Origin of the sequence: Spiroplasma endosymbiont of Poecilobothrus nobilitatus (genome assembly GCF_964030655.1) — a bacterium.
In the GTDB taxonomy this organism is placed as follows: Bacteria; Bacillota_I; Bacilli_A; order Mycoplasmatales; family Mycoplasmataceae; genus Spiroplasma.
The window spans coordinates 1,143,459-1,160,906 of record NZ_OZ034915.1 but is presented as its reverse complement, the minus strand read 5'-3'; the positions used below and the strand labels follow the sequence as shown (position 1 = coordinate 1,160,906).

Here is a 17,448-nt window from a genome sequence, read left to right as displayed (position 1 = left end):
TAGTAAGTACTAATAAAAAGTATTTACTATTTTTTAATTATATCTTTTTCTTTACGATTTGAATATCATGTATTTCATTTTATAACATCTTGTATATATTCTTCATGTGAATTATATATTTTATTATGGATTGTAGCTTTCTTGAGCAATGAATGAAAACTTTCTATAACAATATTATCTGCACAGTGGTATTTTTTCCCCATTTAAATTATAATACCGTTAGATAAACATTTATCGTGATAAATAGTGGATGTATATTGATATCCGTGATCTGAGTGAATTATTATGGAATGGTAACACTTTTTAGGACACTTTTTATATAGACATTTGTTTTCTAAAAGTAACTGGAGATAAATAATTTAAACTGCCATGAATTCGAATATTGTTACATCAATGCACAAAATCAAAAAGTTCTTATTTTAATTGTTTTAATTTTGTAGAAAACTCTTGATGAAATAAAAAAAATCATCAATATGATAACTTTAAAAGAAAATTATATAAACTTTTAATATTGTTATTTAACTTTTTTATACGTTAAAATATAATACCGATGATTGTTGGTTTGGCGTTAAACCTTTATGCTGGTATTTTCATTTTCAGAGATTTAAATAATTTTGAATGTTCGTGAAACCTAAGCCATGATAATGAATTAAGGATTCTTTAATATTTGATTGTAATTTACTAATTTTATTTAACTTCCGATAACTAGCATCAGGATTTGTACTAGTTTTAGTTGCTAATAAAATAGAATTTGTTTGTTTTGCTACTAATAAATATAATGGTTGCATGTCAGAAATAATAATTGAATTTTCTTTGATTAATTGTTTATTAATATTTTCAATAATTCACTGTTTTTGTAATCGTTTTGTGTTGGTTGATTTAACATAAATATTATTATTGCTATCAACAGCCATTTGAACACAACATTTAGTGTTGGTTGAAAATGAATCAAGATGAATTTTTCTTTTATCAAATTTATCTTTAAAATTACCTTTGTGGATTTCTTTAATAAATGTTTCATCGATTTTAATTTGGCCATTCAACGTTTTAAATTTTAATTGGGTGTTTTCTAATTGTTTTGATTTCATTATTTTTTGGCGATTATATCAAGCGGTTTTCGGTGATGTTTTAATAAAGTGGGAAATCATTTTACTAGATTGGCCTAATAATGAAATTTGAATCAATAAATTTCACTGTTCATAATTTAAATGACTTCAATACGTAAAATGATCACGAAAAGCATCAAAACTAGCACGACATTTTTTGCATAAATATTTTTGTTTTCCTTCAGGATTATGACCATTTTTAACACAATAAAAAGATTGACAATTAGGACATTTAATACTTTTATCCCTAAATTTTTGATCAATTTCATTTAAGCGTTTTTGTTTTTTAATTAATTCTGCTTCTTTTTTGACTTTTTCATGAAATTCTAAAAATTGATCATCTGTTAAACTATTTATTAATTCTTCAATTATTTTTTCCATTAATTATTAACCTCTTATATTAAGAATATACCTAATTTTAGGTATATTTTATAAATATCAAGAGTTTTATACAAAATTAAAGTTTTAATTGTGTTAAATTTTTAAATTTTTTACCCTTAATAAATTCAGTTTTAAAAGTTTTGTAAGTTGTTTCAGCCACAGCATTATCATAAGGGCAGCCTTTATTGCTTAATGATCTTTTAATATTAAAAGTTATTAAAATTTCATCAATGATTTTATTTTTAAACTCATTACCACGATCAGTATGAAATAGAGTTATTTGATTTAATGGTCGTGTTATTTTATGAAAAGATTGTTGGACCAGTTCGGCTGTTTTATTCGGCCCAGCACTATAACCAATTATTTCACGATTAAACAAGTCAATTAATAAACAAATATAATGTCATTTAGCGTCAACTTGAACATATGTTAAATCACTAACAATAACTTCATTAGGTTTTTTGCTGTTAAATTGACGATTTAAAATATTATTAATTTGGTAATTATTGACTGTTGTTTTATGATTATGATATTTTAATTTGGTGTATTTAGAAACCAAATTATTTTTGATCATAAAGAATCTGATTTTTCGCCGCGATAAGATGATATCTTTTCTGTTTAAAATAACTTTAATTTTGCGAGCCCCATAAATTTTGCGACTTTTATTAAAGGCACTGATAATTTCTTGTTCATAATTATTAACTTGCTTGTTAATACATTTATTAGTTTGATAATAATACGTTGATTTTGATAAAACCAAAATCTTACATATTTTTCTTACTGAATATTTTGTTTTGTTGTTATTAATTATTGTTATTTTTTGGCCATTATCAGTGCGGCTTGCTTTAAAATGTCATTTTCCATTTTCAAGTCTTTAAGTTCTTTTCGTAAAGTTATTATTTCATTTTCTTCTAGTGTGCGATTGTCTTTTGCTTTAAATGAACCAGAATTATTATAATTTTTAACTCAACTATAAATAGTTGGTTTTGGTAAATTATATTCTTGCCCTATATTAATAACACTTTTACCATTTTTATATAGCATGACAATTTGTTTTTTAAATTCTTCAGAGTATGAAGTTTTATTTCCCATTTTTATATTCCTTCTTTATTAATAATTTTATCTAATTTTGAAGTCTATATAATTATGGCCCTAATAATTGTGGCCTATCCAAATGTAGCCTATCCAACTTTTTTATTAGTACTTACTAAAATGGGTGCACTCTATATTATTATTGATGGTATTTTAGGTTTAGCATTAGAAGAAATTCGTAAATTATCGGATATTAAAATCTTTATTAAAACAGAAGATGATATTCGTTTTATTCGACGTTTAACACGTGATTTATCAGAACGGGGACGAACAGTCGAAAGTATTATTAATTAGTATTTAACAACAGTAAAACCAATGCATGAGTACTTTGTTGAACCAAGTATTAAATATGCCGATATTATTGTGCCATATTATGAAGGAAATGAAATTGCAATTGATATGATTGCAACAAAAATTAAGGCTTTATTACTTGATAAAAAATAAAAAAACCCTTTAATTTTGTAGAAAACTCTTGATATTTATAAAATATACCTAAAATTAGGTATATTTTTAATATAAGAGGTGAATAATTAATGGAAAAAATAATTGAAGAATTAATAAATAGTTTAACAGATGATCAATTTTTATAATTTCATGAAAAAGTCAAAAAAGAAGCATAATTAATTAAAAAACAAAAACGCTTAAATGAAATTGATCAAAAATTTAGGGATAAAGGTATTAAATGTCCTAATTGTCAATCTTTTTATTGTGTTAAAAATGGTCATAATCCTGAAGGAAAACAAAAATATTTATGCAAAAAATTTCGTGCTAGTTTTGATGCTTTTCGTGATCATTTTACGTATTGAAGTCATTTAAAATATGAACAATGAAATGAAATTTATTGATTCAAATTTCATTATTAGGCCAATCTAGTAAAATGATTTCCCGCTTTATTAAAACATCACCGAAAACCGCTTGATATAATCGCCAAAAAATAATGAAATCAAAACAATTAGAAAACACCCAATTAAAATTTAAAATGTTAAATGGCAAAATTCAAATCGATGAAACATTTATTAAAGAAATCCACAAAGGTAATTTTAAAGATAAATTTGATAAAAGAAAAATTTATCTTGATTCATTTTCAACCAACACTAAATGTTGTATTCAAATGGCTGTTGATAGCAATAATAATATTTATGTTAAATCAACCAACACAAAACGATTACAAAAACAGTGAATTATTGAAAATATTAATAAACAATTAATCAAAGAAAATTCAATTATTATTTCTGACATGAAACCATTATATTTATTAGTAGCAAAACAAACAAATTCTATTTTATTAGCAACTAAAACTAGCACAAATCCTGATGCTAGTTATCGGAAGTTAAATAAAATTAGTAAATTACAATCAAATCTTAAAGAATCCTTAATTCATTATCATGGCTTAGGTTTCACGAACATTCAAAATTATTTAAATCTCTGAAAATGAAAATACCGGCATAAAGGTTTAACGCCAAACCAACAATCATCGGTATTATATTTTAACGTATAAAAAAGTTAAATAACAATATTAAAAGCTTATATAATTTTCTTTTAAAGTTATCATATTGATGATTTTTTTTATTTCATCAAGAGTTTTCTACAAAATTAAAAAAACCCCATTATTATTGCCTTTTTTAAGGTATAATAATGATTGTTGTAATTAAAAAACAGAGAGAAAAGGAGAGAACACCATGAATGAAGAAATTTTGTTAACTAAAGAGGGAATTAAAGACTTACAAGAAGAATTAGATAATTTAATTAATGTTATTCGTCCCGAAGTTATTGAAGAGTTAAAAGAAGCTCGTGCACAGGGAGATTTATCAGAAAATGCTGATTATGATGCAGCGCGAAACCGTCAAGCGGAAGTTGAAGGACGAATTAAAGAAATTGAATCACTATTAACAAAAGCAAAAGAAATTAAGGAAGTTAAATCAAAAACGGGAATTATTAAGTTGGGAAGTACAGTAACATTTACTAATTTATTAATTAATAAAAAATATGAACTAAAAATTGTTGGTGCTGTTGAGGCTAATCCTTTTGAAAATACAATTTCAAATGAATCACCAATTTCAAAAGCTATTATTGGAAAAAAAGCTGGAGATTTAGTTGAAATTAAGGGAATTCAAGAACCTTATAAAGTTAAAATTTTAACTGTAGAATAAATAATAAAAAAACAATTTTATAATTGTTTTTTTTTTTTTTGCTAAAACAAAATGTAAATTGTAAATGCAAGTGCAACAAATCTATTAATTAGATAATAACATAAAATATTAAAATGATATAATATTTTTTTTAATTTTGTAGAAAACTCTTGATGAAATAAAAAAAATCATCAATATGATAACTTTAAAAGAAAATTATATAAACTTTTAATATTGTTATTTAACTTTTTTATACGTTAAAATATAATACCGATGATTGTTGGTTTGGCGTTAAACCTTTATGCTGGTATTTTCATTTTCAGAGATTTAAATAATTTTGAATGTTCGTGAAACCTAAGCCATGATAATGAATTAAGGATTCTTTAAGATTTGATTGTAATTTACTAATTTTATTTAACTTCCGATAACTAGCATCAGGATTTGTGCTAGTTTTAGTTGCTAATAAAATAGAATTTGTTTGTTTTGATACTAATAAATATAATGGTTGCATGTCAGAAATAATAATTGAATTTTCTTTGATTAATTGTTTATTAATATTTTCAATAATTCACTGTTTTTGTAATCGTTTTGTGTTGGTTGATTTAACATAAATATTATTATTGCTATCAACAGCCATTTGAATACAACATTTAGTGTTGGTTGAAAATTAATCAAGATGAATTTTTCTTTTATCAAATTTATCTTTAAAATTACCTTTGCGGATTTCTTTAATAAATGTTTCATCGATTTGAATTTGGCCATTTAACGTTTTAAATTTTAATTGGGTGTTTTCTAATTGTTTTGATTTCATTATTTTTTGGCGATTATATCAAGCGGTTTTCGGTGATGTTTTAATAAAGCGGGAAATCATTTTACTAGATTGGCCTAATAATGAAATTTGAATCAATAAATTTCACTGTTCATAATTTAAATGACTTCAATACGTAAAATGATCACGAAAAGCATCAAAACTAGCACGACATTTTTTGCATAAATATTTTTGTTTTCCTTCAGGATTATGACCATTTTTAACACAATAAAAAGATTGACAATTAGGACATTTAATACCTTTATCCATAAGTTTTTGATCAATTTCATTTAAGCGTTTTTTTTTTTAATTAATTCTGCTTCTTTTTTGACTTTTTCATGAAATTCTAAAAATTGATCATCTGTTAAACTATTTATTAATTCTTCAATTATTTTTTCCATTAATTATTCACCTCTTATATTAAAAATATACCTAATTTTAGGTATATTTTATAAATATCAAGAGTTTTCTACAAAATTAAAGTAATATTTTAGAATTAACTATTTACTAATAAAAGAAAGGAAAAAAGAAATGAAAAAAATATTACACTTATTAATTAGTGTAACTATAACTTTTGGAACTATTCCAAATTTACTGGCAAATAATGTTTATACATTATCAGATAATGCAAAAAAAAGACAATTTAAGAAATGACTTTTATGTATTAATAGATGGAATTATAGAATTTAAATCTACAGATTATAAAGAATGAATTTCTACAGAACCCCTTAATGCATTAAAAGACCTTGGCACTATTAGCGAAAATAAACCAGAAGCAATTTTACTTGCAATAAAAGAAAAATATCCAAAAACAAAAATGGAAGAAGTTAAATTATAAATACCAAAAGATAATTATAATACTTTAGACAATACTTTTTGAGCATATCTTAAAATTAAAGAAACTTCTATATCTTATCCACAAATGTTATTAAATAAAAAAGTAATTAAAAAAGTAATTTTTAAAATAAAAGATCATAACATTGAGAAAAGAAATGCTCCTAAGTCATTGTTAGAATTAGCATCAACAGTTGATATTGGGAATATTGAACGTTTTGATATTGATGAAGAACATATTCGTAATCGTTTAGTGACATTAAATCACTCAATTTTTTCTCGTCCATATTTTCTTGATGCCTTTGTTTTTGATAACATTATTTTACAATTAATTATAATCCCATTGTTAACTTTATCTAGGGTTGTTCCAATTCGAAATTTAGAACACCTTAAAAATAATTGTGAGGATACAATATTGAAACAATTTAAAAATCTTAATCCTTTAATAGCAAAAGACACGTTATCTATAGATATATTAAAAATAAAACAAACTAGTGCAATAATTCGTCTTCTTGGTACTATATTATATAATAGAAAAACATTTGATATTAACAATAATAAACCATTTGAAGTAAATTTTAATGCAGATAAGTTTATTTTATCTTCTTTAACAACTTGGAATGGCAACACTTTTTAGGACACTTTTTATATAGACATTTGTTTTCTAAAAGTAACTGGAGATAAATAATTTAAACTGCCATGAATTCGAATATTGTTATATCAATGCACAAAATAAAAAAGTTCGTATTTTAATTGTGTTAAATTTTTAAATTTTTTACCCTTAATAAATTCAGTTTTAAAAGTTTTGTAAGTTGTTTCAGCCACAGCATTTTCATAAGGGCAGCCTTTATTGCTTAATGATCTTTTAATATTAAAAGTTATTAAAATTTCATCAATGATTTTATTTTTAAACTCATTACCACGATCAGTATGAAATAGAGTTATTTGATTTAATGGTCGTGTTATTTTATGAAAAGCTTGTTGGACCAGTTCGGCTGTTTTATTCGACCCAGCACTATAACCAATTATTTCACGATTAAACAAGTCAATTAATAAACAAATATAATGTCATTTAGCGCCAACTTGAACATATGTTAAATCACTAACAATAACTTCATTAGGTTTTTTGTTGTTAAATTGACGATTTAAAATATTATTAATTTGGTCATTATTGACTGTTGTTTTATGATTATGATATTTTAATTTGGTGTATTTAGAAACCAAATTATTTTTGATCATAAAGAATCTGATTTTTCGCCGCGATAAGATGATATCTTTTCTGTTTAAAATAACTTTAATTTTGCGAGCCCCATAAATTTTGCGGCTTTTATTAAAGGCACTGATAATTTCTTGTTCATAATTATTAACTCGCTTGTTAATAAATTTATTAGTAGATAGGCCACAATTATTAGGACCATAATTATATAGACTTCAAAATTAGATAAAATTATTAAGAAAGAAGGAATATAAAAATGGGAAATAAAACTTCATACTCTGAAGAATTTAAAAAACAAATTGTCATGCTATATAAAAATGGTAAAATTGTTATTAATCTAGGGCAAGAATATAATTTACCAAAACCAACTATTTATAGTTGAGTTAAAAATTATAATAATTCTGGTTCATTTAAAAAAAAGACAATCGCACACTATAAGAAAATGAAATAATAACTTTACGAAAAGAACTTAAAGACTTGAAAATGGAAAATGACATTTTAAAGCAAGCCGCACTGATAATGGCCAAAAAATAACAATAATTAATAACAACAAAACAAAATATTCAGTAAGAAAAAATATGTAAGATTTTGGGTTTATCAAAATCAACGTATTATTATCAAACTAATAAATGTATTAACAAGCAAGTTAATAATTATGAACAAGAAATTATCAGTTCCTTTAATAAAAATCGCAAAATTTATGGGGCTCGCAAAATTAAAGTTATTTTAAATAGAAAAGATATCATCTTATCGCGGAGAAAAATCAGATTATTTATGATCAAAAATAATTTGGTTTCTAAATACACCAAATTAAAATATCATAATCATAAAACAACAGTCAATAATGACCAAATTAATAATATTTTAAATCGTCAATTTAACAACAAAAAACCTAATGAAGTTATTGTTAGTGATTTAACATATGTTCAAGTTGGCGCTAAATGACATTATATTTGTTTATTAATTGACTTGTTTAATCGTGAAATAATTGGTTATAGTGCTGGGCTGAATAAAACAGCCGAACTGGTCCAACAAGCTTTTCATAAAATAACACGACCATTAAATCAAATAACTCTATTTCATACTGATCGTGGTAATTAGTTTAAAAATAAAATCATTGATGAAATTTTAATAACTTTTAATATTAAAAGATCATTAAGCAATAAAGGCTGCCCTTATGATAATGCTGTGGCTGAAACAACTTACAAAACTTTTAAAACTGAATTTATTAAGGGTAAAAAATTTAAAAATTTAACACAATTAAAATACGAACTTTTTGATTTTGTGCATTGATATAACAATATTCGAATTCATGGCAGTTTAAATTATTTATCTCCAGTTACTTTTAGAAAAAAAATGTCTATATAAAAAGTGTCCTAAAAAGTGTTGCCATTCCAGAGTATCTGCAGCTAGAAAATTAACAGCTGTTGTTAAATACATACCCAACATTATTCCTTATCCTCCTTACTTTTAATTTCTTTTTTATCTTTTTTCTTCCCTTGAATTTGGCGGATTTTTTGATAAATTGATAAACCAATTCAAGCAATAATTCCTAAATTAATAACATTATCTTTTCCATACTTAGTTACTAAAGACCGCAAAGTAAAATAATGTTTTCTTTCCATTAACAAATCAACTCCTTTCTGAGTTGATTTGTTGCACTTCATATTACAGTTTACAATTTTAAAAATTAAAAACAAAAAAATTATTATAATTTTAACAATTTTAAACATTTTAATATTTGTCATTGATAATTAAGATAAAATACGATACAATAGTAATGGTTGTATTTTGCATATAATCAAATATTAATTATAGTAATATGCACTAAAAATAAACAATTTTTGGAAATTAAATATGAAAATAGAGGTGGAAAATAAATGATCGGCGTAATTTCAACAGCATATTTCACGATGAAAGATAAGCACAGTATTAAAACAGTAAAAAAATATTGGTGAAAGAACTGTGTAATTCAACATGTTAAATACCATGGAAAAACTTTCATTATAGCAACAGTAGGATATGGTAAAGCAAATGCTGCAATGGCAATTACTTACTTATTAGAAAAATATCCTGGTTTACAAACAATTTTAAATGTAGACTTAGCATTGTCAACAAACGATAAGCATGACACAGGAGACACAACAATCTCAACAAAATTTATTTATCGTGATGCTGACTTAACAGTTTTTAAAGATATTAAATATGGACAAATTGTTAATGAACCTGAATCATTCCAATTCGATGGTGAATTTGTTAAAGTTGTTAAAGACTTTAAATTAGGGTTAACAGAAGGAGTTACTGGAACAGCAGATATGTTGATTTATAACTCAAAACAATTTAAGGAAATGGTTGATAAATATGGGCATACTATTGATGTAATTGATACTGAAGCAGGGGCAATTGCACAAGTTGCTAAAAAATCAAGTATTAATTATATTGCTTTAAAAATTATTTATAATAATGCATTATCACCATGAGATAATGATCCAATTCATAAATTCAAAATGTATGAAACAGTTAATACATTAAAATATTTATTAAGAAGATTATTTAACTTATTAAGTTCAAATTATATTATTGATTTATCACAATCTTCACAAGATGATTTAGATTCAATTAATGAATTATTTGAAATTAAACATGATCAATGAATTAAATTATTCAAACCAAATACACATAAAGTATTATCGGGGTTTGGGCCTTCATTAATGTTAGTTGATAAACAAGAAAAAACTCCTGTTGCATTAGACATTATTCAAGTAATGCGTTCAAAAACAAAAGAAGCAGAAGGACTAAGTAAAGTAATTTTAGGGGAGGATGAATGAAAAAATGCTCCTAAAAAATGATTACGTAAATTATTATTTTTAGAACAAGTTCGTGTTAATGATGATGAATTATTATGAAATAAATCAGCAAAATATGATTTAAATAATGAAAAATTATATAAAATTGAAACAGTTGCAAATGAAATTGCTGCAGCAATTGCTGAAAAATGTCAAGATAAATCATCATATACATATAATGGTGCAACAGTACAACAAAAATACTTATTAGTAAATTGTGATGCAAAAGTTTCGTTTTACATTACCCATAATCAATCACATGAATTTGTGGAAGATAAAAACTTTGGAACACAATTAGTAAGTAATGAATTTGTTAAATACTTAAATGAATCATTGAAAGATGTTGACTCACCATATCAACAAATTGTTGTTTATATGACAATTCCAGCATTAGATTATCGAAAAATTCCAGTGTTTATTCCTTCAAACAAAGGAACAAACAGAGGTGTTAAATTTGGAACTTTAAACCAAAAGTTACAACGAGATTATACTGTAGTTGATATTACAAGAAATGATTATGATCCAATCAAAGTTGGTTCATTCAAAGTTACAATTCGTTTAAAAAGTGAATAATTAATAATTAATTAATTTTATTAAAAAACAACCTTTTGGTTGTTTTTTATTTTTTAAATGATGTTATACTTATTAGTAATAATTAAGGTTAAGAAAAGGCATGGAATAACGAAAAATGGTTAACGAAGAAGAAAAAAGATTAACAGCAGAAGGAGATAGTAACAACACTGGAGTTAGCCCTGATATTGTTAAAAACAAACCATCAGATTTTTATCCGAAAGAAAAAACAACGGAAAAAAAAACCCGTAGTCGTAAACGGATTTCACGAAAAGAATTTAATTTACGTTTTAAAGCTTATTTTAAATCACGTTTATTCCCTGATTATGCTTATATTATTTTTGCTGCTTTTTTAGGAATGGCTAGTTATGATTACTTTATTGCAGCAACAACAAGTAATGGGATTACTCCAAGTGGAATTGGAGGGATTGCCCGCGGAATTGCTGTTGGAATTTGACCAAACCAAGATCAGTTACAAATGCAAACAAGTATGTACTGAGTTTTTTATTTTGTGTTTAATATCCCATTATTTATTTTTGGGGTCATTAAAGTTGGGCTTCGTTTTTCTCTTCGCACAATTGTTTATATTGGTTTGCAAAATGGTTTTCACTTTGTATTTGCTTATATCCCGGTTATTAATCCGCAAGAATTATTTTTTATTGTTAATTATAGTAGTTTAAATATTTTTAGTAATTATGGTGGAATTTACCAGATTTGATTATTCGTTTTTGCGGCGGTAGCAGGGATTTTAAATGGAATTGCTTATGGCTTAGTTTATAAGGGGGGGGCATCAACAGCTGGAACTGATTTTGTTTTTGCTTATTATTCAGCCAAGAAGAAAATTTCAATTGCTAATTATAATCAAATTGTTAATTATATTATTATTGTTGTAATGTTAGCAATTAACACAACATTATTAAGCCACAGTGAATTAACAAGTATTTATTTTGGAAAAGACTGAGCAGCACATATTGATCAAATTCAACGCCTTGGCTTTAAAATTGATGATGGTGGTTTATATGGTAGTGATTTCACTAGTCATAAAATTAAATATTTCTTTGGTCCTGCCTTATTTGCTTCATATTTATTTGTCGTAGTACAAGCAATTACAATTGATATTATCTTCCCGAAATTTAAATATCGTAGTTTAATGGTTATTACTTCAAAAGCAGATGCTATTGTCTCAGGGTTACAATATGTTCATTATCCTAATGATATTATTCGTTTGCCAGCACGTGATCATTATGAAGGCAATGATATTAATAATGAAGTGATTATTGTTTCCACCTCAGTTTTAGAATATAATAAAATTAAGGCTGCGATTATTGTTTCCGATCCAGAAGCTAAAATTTTATCTCATAAACTAGACAAACTTATTTCTAATTATAAAGTAGATAAGTATTAATCTTTTTGTGCAATTAAATTTAATCAAACAAACCCTTTTTGTAATATTTCATAGTCATGTTTTAGCATTAGTAAAATATTTTTTAACATGACTTTTTCATTTAAACTAATTCTAATATTTAATAAACTATTATAATTATCTTTACTATGATTTATTGAACTAGTTGCTAATTGGAATGATCATGTCTGGTTGGTTACTTTAATATTTGGAATCATTTTTGTTGTTGTCATATTTTCTAGAATAATATTTTTAAGAGTTAATGTTAAATCCGCATTAGTTTGGTCATATCAAAAAAAGTTATAAAAAATTAAGTTATTTTTTTGATATTTATTTTTTCGCGTAATTTCAAAATTTTGGTGATTAAGAGAAGGTACAGTTATTGTTAAAAATAAATAACGATAATATTGAAGGTTATAAGGTTTTGAAATTAAATTTGGTTGAAGATTATCAACAACCGTACTTGTTGCTTGATTAATAGAACCAAAGTTAAAATTATAACTGTGATATTGGCAAATGATAATATTATTATTTACTTTAAAATCAGATAAGTGTGGCAGATTATTTGGTGTAATTGTTCATTGAGAACTAATATCATTAATTGTTAATGTTTTAAAAATAGTTTTAAAGATATCATTATAGGTATTGAATAATAATATTTTATTTAAATTAATTTAAAGTTGATTAATTAATGTTTTCTGACGTTTTTTAACAAAAATTAATAAGATAAAATTTATTAAAGTTATTAGTAAAAAAACAATACCAAGGGGCAAGAAGACGTCTTTCCGCATAGTAAAATGTAGGTTATATGCTGCAACAAAATTAAAAATTGTTAACAAAAAATTAAAAATTAAACTTAACAAGCATAATAAATTAATTCTGGAATGGCAACACTTTTTAGGACACTTTTTATATATACATTTGTTTTCTAAAAGTAACTGGAGATAAATAATTTAAACTGCCATGAATTCGAATATTGTTATATCAATGCACAAAATCAAAAAGTTCGTATTTTAATTGTGTTAAATTTTTAAATTTTTTACCCTTAATAAATTCAGTTTTAAAAGTTTTGTAAGTTGTTTCAGCCACAGCATTATCATAAGGGCAGCCTTTATTGCTTAATGATCTTTTAATATTAAAAGTTATTAAAATTTCATCAATGATTTTATTTTTAAACTCATTACCACGATCAGTATGAAATAGAGTTATTTGATTTAATGGTCGTGTTATTTTATGAAAATATTGTTGGACCAGTTCGGCTGTTTTATTCGGCCCAGCACTATAACCAATTATTTCACGATTAAACAAGTCAATTAATAAACAAATATAATGTCATTTAGCGCCAACTTGAACATATGTTAAATCACTAACAATAACTTCATTAGGTTTTTTGTTGTTAAATTGACGATTTAAAATATTATTAATTTGGTCATTATTGACTGTTGTTTTATGATTATGATATTTTAATTTGGTGTATTTAGAAACCAAATTATTTTTGATCATAAAGAATCTGATTTTTCTCCGCGATAAGATGATATCTTTTCTGTTTAAAATAACTTTAATTTTGCGAGCCCCATAAATTTTGCGACTTTTATTAAAGGCACTGATAATTTCTTGTTCATAATTATTAACTTGCTTGTTAATACATTTATTAGTTTGATAATAATACGTTGATTTTGATAAAACCCAAAATCTTACATATTTTTCTTACTGAATATTTTGTTTTGTTGTTATTAATTATTGTTATTTTTTGGCCATTATCAGTGCGGCTTGCTTTAAAATGTCATTTTCCATTTCCAAGTCTTTAAGTTCTTTTCGTAAAGTTATTATTTCATTTTCTTCTAGTGTGCGATTGTCTTTTGCTTTAAATGAACCAGAATTATTATAATTTTTAACTCAACTATAAATAGTTGGTTTTGGTAAATTATATTCTTTCCCTAGATTAATAACACTTTTACCATTTTTATATAGCATGACAATTTGTTTTTTAAATTCTTCAGAGTATGAAGTTTTATTTCCCATTTTTATATTCCTTCTTTCTTAATAATTTTATCTAATTTTGAAGTCTATATAATTATGGCCCTAATAATTGTAGCCTATCCATTTCTTGCCAAGCTACAATTTTATCATTCTTTTTAGTAATAATTTTTTGGTAAATTTGATTAATTGTTAGTTTAATTTTTTCAATGTTTTTTTCGTTAATCATTTTGATCTTTTCATAAATAAGTTATTTTTCTTATCTTATATATGATATTATGAAATTAATTAGAAAAAAAGGAAGACCTTAAAATGAAAGATTATAATTTAATTATAGGAAGTCATGTTAGTATGAACAAGCAACAAAATTATTTGCTTGGTGCCTTAAATGAAAGTTTAAATAATAATGCTAATGCAATGATGATTTATACAGGACCACCCCAAAATACTATTCGCGTTAGTACTGAGCAATTTTTTATTCCAGAATTTTATCAACAATTAAAAGAACATCATTTTGATATTAATAATATTATTATTCATGCTCCTTATATTATTAATTTAGCAAACACAACTAATCCTAGTACTTTTGAAATAGCTGTTGAGTTTTTAAAAAAAGAAATTACTCGTGCTGATGAAATTGGAATTAAAACAATTGTTTTACATCCCGGAAGCGCAGTTGGAGCACCAGAACAAGTTGGGTTAGATCGCATTATTGAAGGATTAAATTTAGTTTTAACACCTAATCAAAAAACAAAAATTGCTTTAGAAACAATGGCTGGTAAGGGGAGCGAATTAGGAACAAATTTTGCACAACTAAAATATATTATTGATAATGTTAAATTAAATGATAAATTAGGAATCTGTTGAGATACTTGTCATATGCATGATGTTGGTTATCGCTTGACAGAAGCATTAGATGATATTATTATAGAATTTGAGCAATTAATTGGTTTAAACCGGTTATTATGTTTACATATTAATGACAGTAAAAATCCTTTAAATGCCCATAAGGATCGGCACGAAAACATTGGTTATGGTTACTTGGGATTTGAAACCCTTTTAAAAATAATTTATCATCCTAAATTAGATGGGATGATTAAGATTTTAGAAACACCATATGTGGGAGAAAACAATCATGCGTTTGCTCCTTATAAGGATGAAATTGCAATGATTAAGGCAAAACATTTTACTGACCCATTTCAACAAAATGGTAAAATAAAAATAGATTTAGGAGAATAAAAATGTCCGCAAAGAAAATTATCGATAATTTGTATCTTGGTGATCGTAATAGTGTTTCACAAGATGCTATGTTAGTAATTAGTTGTGCTGAAGAAATTTATCGTGAACAAATTCAAAAATATAATATTAATAATGATAATCAAGAATATCTTTGAATTGATGACAAACATGTTTATTTTAATTTTAAGGATTATCCAACATTACAAGAATTAGATCCTAATATTGTAATTCAAGCATTAAAGATTATTGATAATAATATTAAAAATAAAAAAATTTATGTTCATTGTGTTTGAGGAATTAACCGTAGTGCATCAATTGTTTTTATGTATTTAGTAGCAAAAGGATATATTAATCATGATGACTTTGATAGTGCTTTGGAACAATTTGAACGAATTTATCCCTATATCAATCCAAATCCAGGTTGATTTGATTTTTTACTAAATGAGTTTCCATATAGCCACTTAATTTCGAATTAAAAAAACTAGGTAATTACCTAGTTTTTTAACGTTTATTTTTACAACACTCACATTTTTTATTAACACAATCTGTACAAGAAATACAAATTAAGCAAGAACGACAACCAACCTTTGGTTTACTACAAGTACGACACGAAAAACAATCATGGTTTTTGCGGGACAACACATATTCATATCATTCACCTCTATTTTATTTCCACTTTTTATTTTATCATAAAAGGTTTTATTATTGTTGAATGTTTTTTTTAATTTTGTAGAAAACTCTTGATGAAATAAAAAAAATCATCAATATGATAACTTTAAAAGAAAATTATATAAACTTTTAATATTGTTATTTAACTTTTTTATACGTTAAAATATAATATCGATGATTGTTGGTTTAGCGTTAAACCTTTATGCTGGTATTTTCATTTTCAGAGATTTAAATAATTTTGGATGTTTGTGAAACCTAAGCCATGATAATGAATTAAGAATTCTTTAAGATTTGATTGTAATTTACTAATTTTATTTAACTTCCGATAACTAGCATCAGGATTTGTAATAGTTTTAGTTGCTAATAAAATAGAATTTGTTTGTTTTGCTACTAATAAATATAATGGTTGCATGTCAGAAATAATAATTGAATTTTATTTGATTAATTGTTTATTAATATTTTCAATAATTCACTGTTTTTGTAATCGTTTTATGTTGGTTGATTTAACATAAATATTATTATTGCTATCAACAGCCATTTGAATACAACATTTAGTGTTGGTTGAAAATTAATCAAGATGAATTTTTTTTTTATCAAATTTATCTTTAAAATTACCTTTGTGGATTTCTTTAATAAATGTTTCATCGATTTTAATTTGGCCATTTAACGTTTTAAATTTTAATTGGGTGTTTTCTAATTGTTTTGATTTCATTATTTTTTGGCGATTATATCAAGCGGTTTTCGGTGATGTTTTAATAAAGTGGGAAATCATTTTACTAGATTGGCCTAATAATGAAATTTGAATCAATAAATTTCACTGTTCATATTTTAAATGACTTCAATACGTAAAATGATTACGAAAAGCATCAAAACTAGCACGACATTTTTTGCATAAATATTTTTGTTTTCCTTCAGGATTATGACCATTTTTAACACAATAAAAAGATTGACAATTAGGACATTTAATACCTTTATCCCTAAATTTTTGGTCAATTTCATTTAAGCGTTTTTGTTTTTTAATTAATTCTGCTTCTTTTTTGACTTTTTCATGAAATTCTAAAAATTGATCATCTGTTAAACTATTTATTAATTCTTCAATTATTTTTTCCATTAATTATTCACCTCTTATATTAAAAATATACCTAATTTTAGGTATATTTTATAAATATCAAGAGTTTT

General features: G+C 24.7%; 21 protein-coding genes and 4 pseudogenes. 11 read left to right on the top strand and 14 right to left on the bottom strand.

Translation table 4 applies throughout. The features are described from left to right. Positions 1 to 26: 26 nt before the first annotated feature. The 5 genes and pseudogenes from AAHM76_RS06780 to AAHM76_RS06760 all read right to left on the bottom strand — a co-directional run bounded on the left by AAHM76_RS06780 (position 27) and on the right by AAHM76_RS06760 (position 2,579). Positions 27 to 203 carry a hypothetical protein gene (locus AAHM76_RS06780; protein ID WP_158613888.1) on the bottom strand — a complete coding sequence of 59 codons (177 nt, stop codon included), beginning with the start codon at positions 201 to 203 and terminating at the stop codon, positions 27 to 29. 112 nt (positions 204 to 315) lie between these two features. Continuing rightward, a pseudogene (locus AAHM76_RS06775) lies at positions 316 to 414 on the bottom strand (IS3 family transposase); the annotation flags it as partial. A 113-nt stretch (positions 415 to 527) separates the two neighbouring features. After that, a complete protein-coding gene (locus tag AAHM76_RS06770; protein WP_342255885.1) occupies positions 528 to 1,487 on the bottom strand; it encodes an IS1/IS1595 family N-terminal zinc-binding domain-containing protein in 960 nt (319 codons plus the stop codon). A gap of 76 nt (positions 1,488 to 1,563) precedes the next feature. Next, complete coding sequence (locus AAHM76_RS06765; RefSeq protein ID WP_342256859.1) at positions 1,564 to 2,259, bottom strand: IS3 family transposase; 696 nt, start codon at positions 2,257 to 2,259, stop codon at positions 1,564 to 1,566. A 41-nt stretch (positions 2,260 to 2,300) separates the two neighbouring features. Then, the gene (locus AAHM76_RS06760) at positions 2,301 to 2,579 is read right to left on the bottom strand and encodes a transposase (RefSeq protein WP_342255884.1); all 279 of its coding nucleotides are present in this window, start codon (positions 2,577 to 2,579) and stop codon (positions 2,301 to 2,303) included. A 135-nt stretch (positions 2,580 to 2,714) separates the two neighbouring features. On the opposite strand from AAHM76_RS06760, the pseudogene AAHM76_RS08675 reads away from it, so the two are divergent. From AAHM76_RS08675 to greA, 4 genes and pseudogenes are all read left to right on the top strand, one after another. Beyond that, positions 2,715 to 3,023: pseudogene (locus tag AAHM76_RS08675) on the top strand (uridine kinase); the annotation flags it as partial. 176 nt (positions 3,024 to 3,199) lie between these two features. Beyond that, positions 3,200 to 3,442 (top strand): IS1/IS1595 family N-terminal zinc-binding domain-containing protein, encoded by a 243-nt coding sequence (locus AAHM76_RS08670; protein WP_425289485.1) that lies wholly within the window; start codon positions 3,200 to 3,202, stop codon positions 3,440 to 3,442. Then, a complete protein-coding gene (locus AAHM76_RS06745) occupies positions 3,421 to 4,077 on the top strand; it encodes a transposase (protein WP_342255881.1) in 657 nt (218 codons plus the stop codon). Before AAHM76_RS08670 ends, AAHM76_RS06745 begins: the two co-directional genes overlap by 22 nt. A gap of 181 nt (positions 4,078 to 4,258) precedes the next feature. Then, a complete protein-coding gene (gene greA / locus AAHM76_RS06740; protein ID WP_342255880.1) occupies positions 4,259 to 4,729 on the top strand; it encodes a transcription elongation factor GreA in 471 nt (156 codons plus the stop codon). Positions 4,730 to 4,958: 229 nt separating this feature from the next. On the opposite strand, the gene AAHM76_RS06735 is transcribed toward greA, so the two are convergent. Next, positions 4,959 to 5,345, bottom strand: a complete 387-nt coding sequence (locus AAHM76_RS06735) for a hypothetical protein (RefSeq protein WP_342255879.1) — start codon at positions 5,343 to 5,345, stop codon at positions 4,959 to 4,961. Positions 5,346 to 5,375: 30 nt separating this feature from the next. Beyond that, on the bottom strand, positions 5,376 to 5,786 hold the full coding sequence (locus tag AAHM76_RS06730; protein WP_342255878.1) for an IS1/IS1595 family N-terminal zinc-binding domain-containing protein: 411 nt from the start codon (positions 5,784 to 5,786) through the stop codon (positions 5,376 to 5,378). A 355-nt stretch (positions 5,787 to 6,141) separates the two neighbouring features. Between AAHM76_RS06730 and AAHM76_RS06725 the strand changes: the two genes are divergently transcribed. Further along, on the top strand, positions 6,142 to 6,354 hold the full coding sequence (locus AAHM76_RS06725) for a hypothetical protein (protein ID WP_342255877.1): 213 nt from the start codon (positions 6,142 to 6,144) through the stop codon (positions 6,352 to 6,354). Between the two features lie 84 nt (positions 6,355 to 6,438). Then, positions 6,439 to 6,987, top strand: a complete 549-nt coding sequence (locus AAHM76_RS06720; protein WP_342255876.1) for a hypothetical protein — start codon at positions 6,439 to 6,441, stop codon at positions 6,985 to 6,987. An 8-nt stretch (positions 6,988 to 6,995) separates the two neighbouring features. Here the strand turns inward: AAHM76_RS06720 and AAHM76_RS06715 are convergent, their stop codons facing one another. Next, positions 6,996 to 7,730: an IS3 family transposase gene (locus tag AAHM76_RS06715; RefSeq protein ID WP_342256858.1), complete on the bottom strand. Its 735-nt coding sequence runs from the start codon at positions 7,728 to 7,730 to the stop codon at positions 6,996 to 6,998. Between the two features lie 92 nt (positions 7,731 to 7,822). On the opposite strand from AAHM76_RS06715, the pseudogene AAHM76_RS06710 reads away from it, so the two are divergent. After that, positions 7,823 to 8,934, top strand: a pseudogene (locus tag AAHM76_RS06710) (IS3 family transposase). Between the two features lie 80 nt (positions 8,935 to 9,014). Here the strand turns inward: AAHM76_RS06710 and AAHM76_RS06705 are convergent. Continuing rightward, entirely contained in the window at positions 9,015 to 9,191 is a 177-nt protein-coding gene (locus AAHM76_RS06705) for a hypothetical protein (protein ID WP_342255875.1), read from the bottom strand. Positions 9,192 to 9,446: 255 nt separating this feature from the next. Between AAHM76_RS06705 and fib the strand changes: the two genes are divergently transcribed. Both fib and AAHM76_RS06695 read left to right on the top strand, forming a co-directional pair. Next, the gene (gene fib, locus AAHM76_RS06700; RefSeq protein WP_342255874.1) at positions 9,447 to 10,985 is read left to right on the top strand and encodes a cytoskeletal motor fibril protein Fib; all 1,539 of its coding nucleotides are present in this window, start codon (positions 9,447 to 9,449) and stop codon (positions 10,983 to 10,985) included. Positions 10,986 to 11,100: 115 nt separating this feature from the next. Beyond that, complete coding sequence (locus AAHM76_RS06695) at positions 11,101 to 12,387, top strand: YitT family protein (RefSeq protein WP_342255873.1); 1,287 nt, start codon at positions 11,101 to 11,103, stop codon at positions 12,385 to 12,387. Here AAHM76_RS06695 and AAHM76_RS06690 read toward each other — a convergent pair. The 3 genes and pseudogenes from AAHM76_RS06690 to AAHM76_RS06680 all read right to left on the bottom strand — a co-directional run bounded on the left by AAHM76_RS06690 (position 12,384) and on the right by AAHM76_RS06680 (position 14,590). Further along, a complete protein-coding gene (locus AAHM76_RS06690) occupies positions 12,384 to 12,602 on the bottom strand; it encodes a hypothetical protein (RefSeq protein ID WP_342255872.1) in 219 nt (72 codons plus the stop codon). The genes AAHM76_RS06695 and AAHM76_RS06690 overlap by 4 nt on opposite strands. Positions 12,603 to 13,293: 691 nt before the next feature. Beyond that, positions 13,294 to 14,406: pseudogene (locus tag AAHM76_RS06685) on the bottom strand (IS3 family transposase). 52 nt (positions 14,407 to 14,458) lie between these two features. Beyond that, positions 14,459 to 14,590, bottom strand: coding sequence for a hypothetical protein (locus tag AAHM76_RS06680; RefSeq protein ID WP_342255871.1), 132 nt, complete (start codon positions 14,588 to 14,590; stop codon positions 14,459 to 14,461). Between the two features lie 83 nt (positions 14,591 to 14,673). On the opposite strand from AAHM76_RS06680, the gene AAHM76_RS06675 reads away from it, so the two are divergent. After that, positions 14,674 to 15,600, top strand: coding sequence for a deoxyribonuclease IV (locus AAHM76_RS06675; protein WP_342255870.1), 927 nt, complete (start codon positions 14,674 to 14,676; stop codon positions 15,598 to 15,600). Positions 15,601 to 15,602: 2 nt separating this feature from the next. Next, entirely contained in the window at positions 15,603 to 16,076 is a 474-nt protein-coding gene (locus AAHM76_RS06670; protein WP_342255869.1) for a dual specificity protein phosphatase, read from the top strand. A gap of 344 nt (positions 16,077 to 16,420) precedes the next feature. Here AAHM76_RS06670 and AAHM76_RS06665 read toward each other — a convergent pair whose 3' ends face one another. Further along, positions 16,421 to 16,681, bottom strand: a complete 261-nt coding sequence (locus AAHM76_RS06665) for a hypothetical protein (protein WP_342255868.1) — start codon at positions 16,679 to 16,681, stop codon at positions 16,421 to 16,423. 156 nt (positions 16,682 to 16,837) lie between these two features. Continuing rightward, positions 16,838 to 17,380, bottom strand: a complete 543-nt coding sequence (locus tag AAHM76_RS06660) for an IS1/IS1595 family N-terminal zinc-binding domain-containing protein (protein ID WP_342255867.1) — start codon at positions 17,378 to 17,380, stop codon at positions 16,838 to 16,840. Positions 17,381 to 17,448 lie beyond the last annotated feature (68 nt).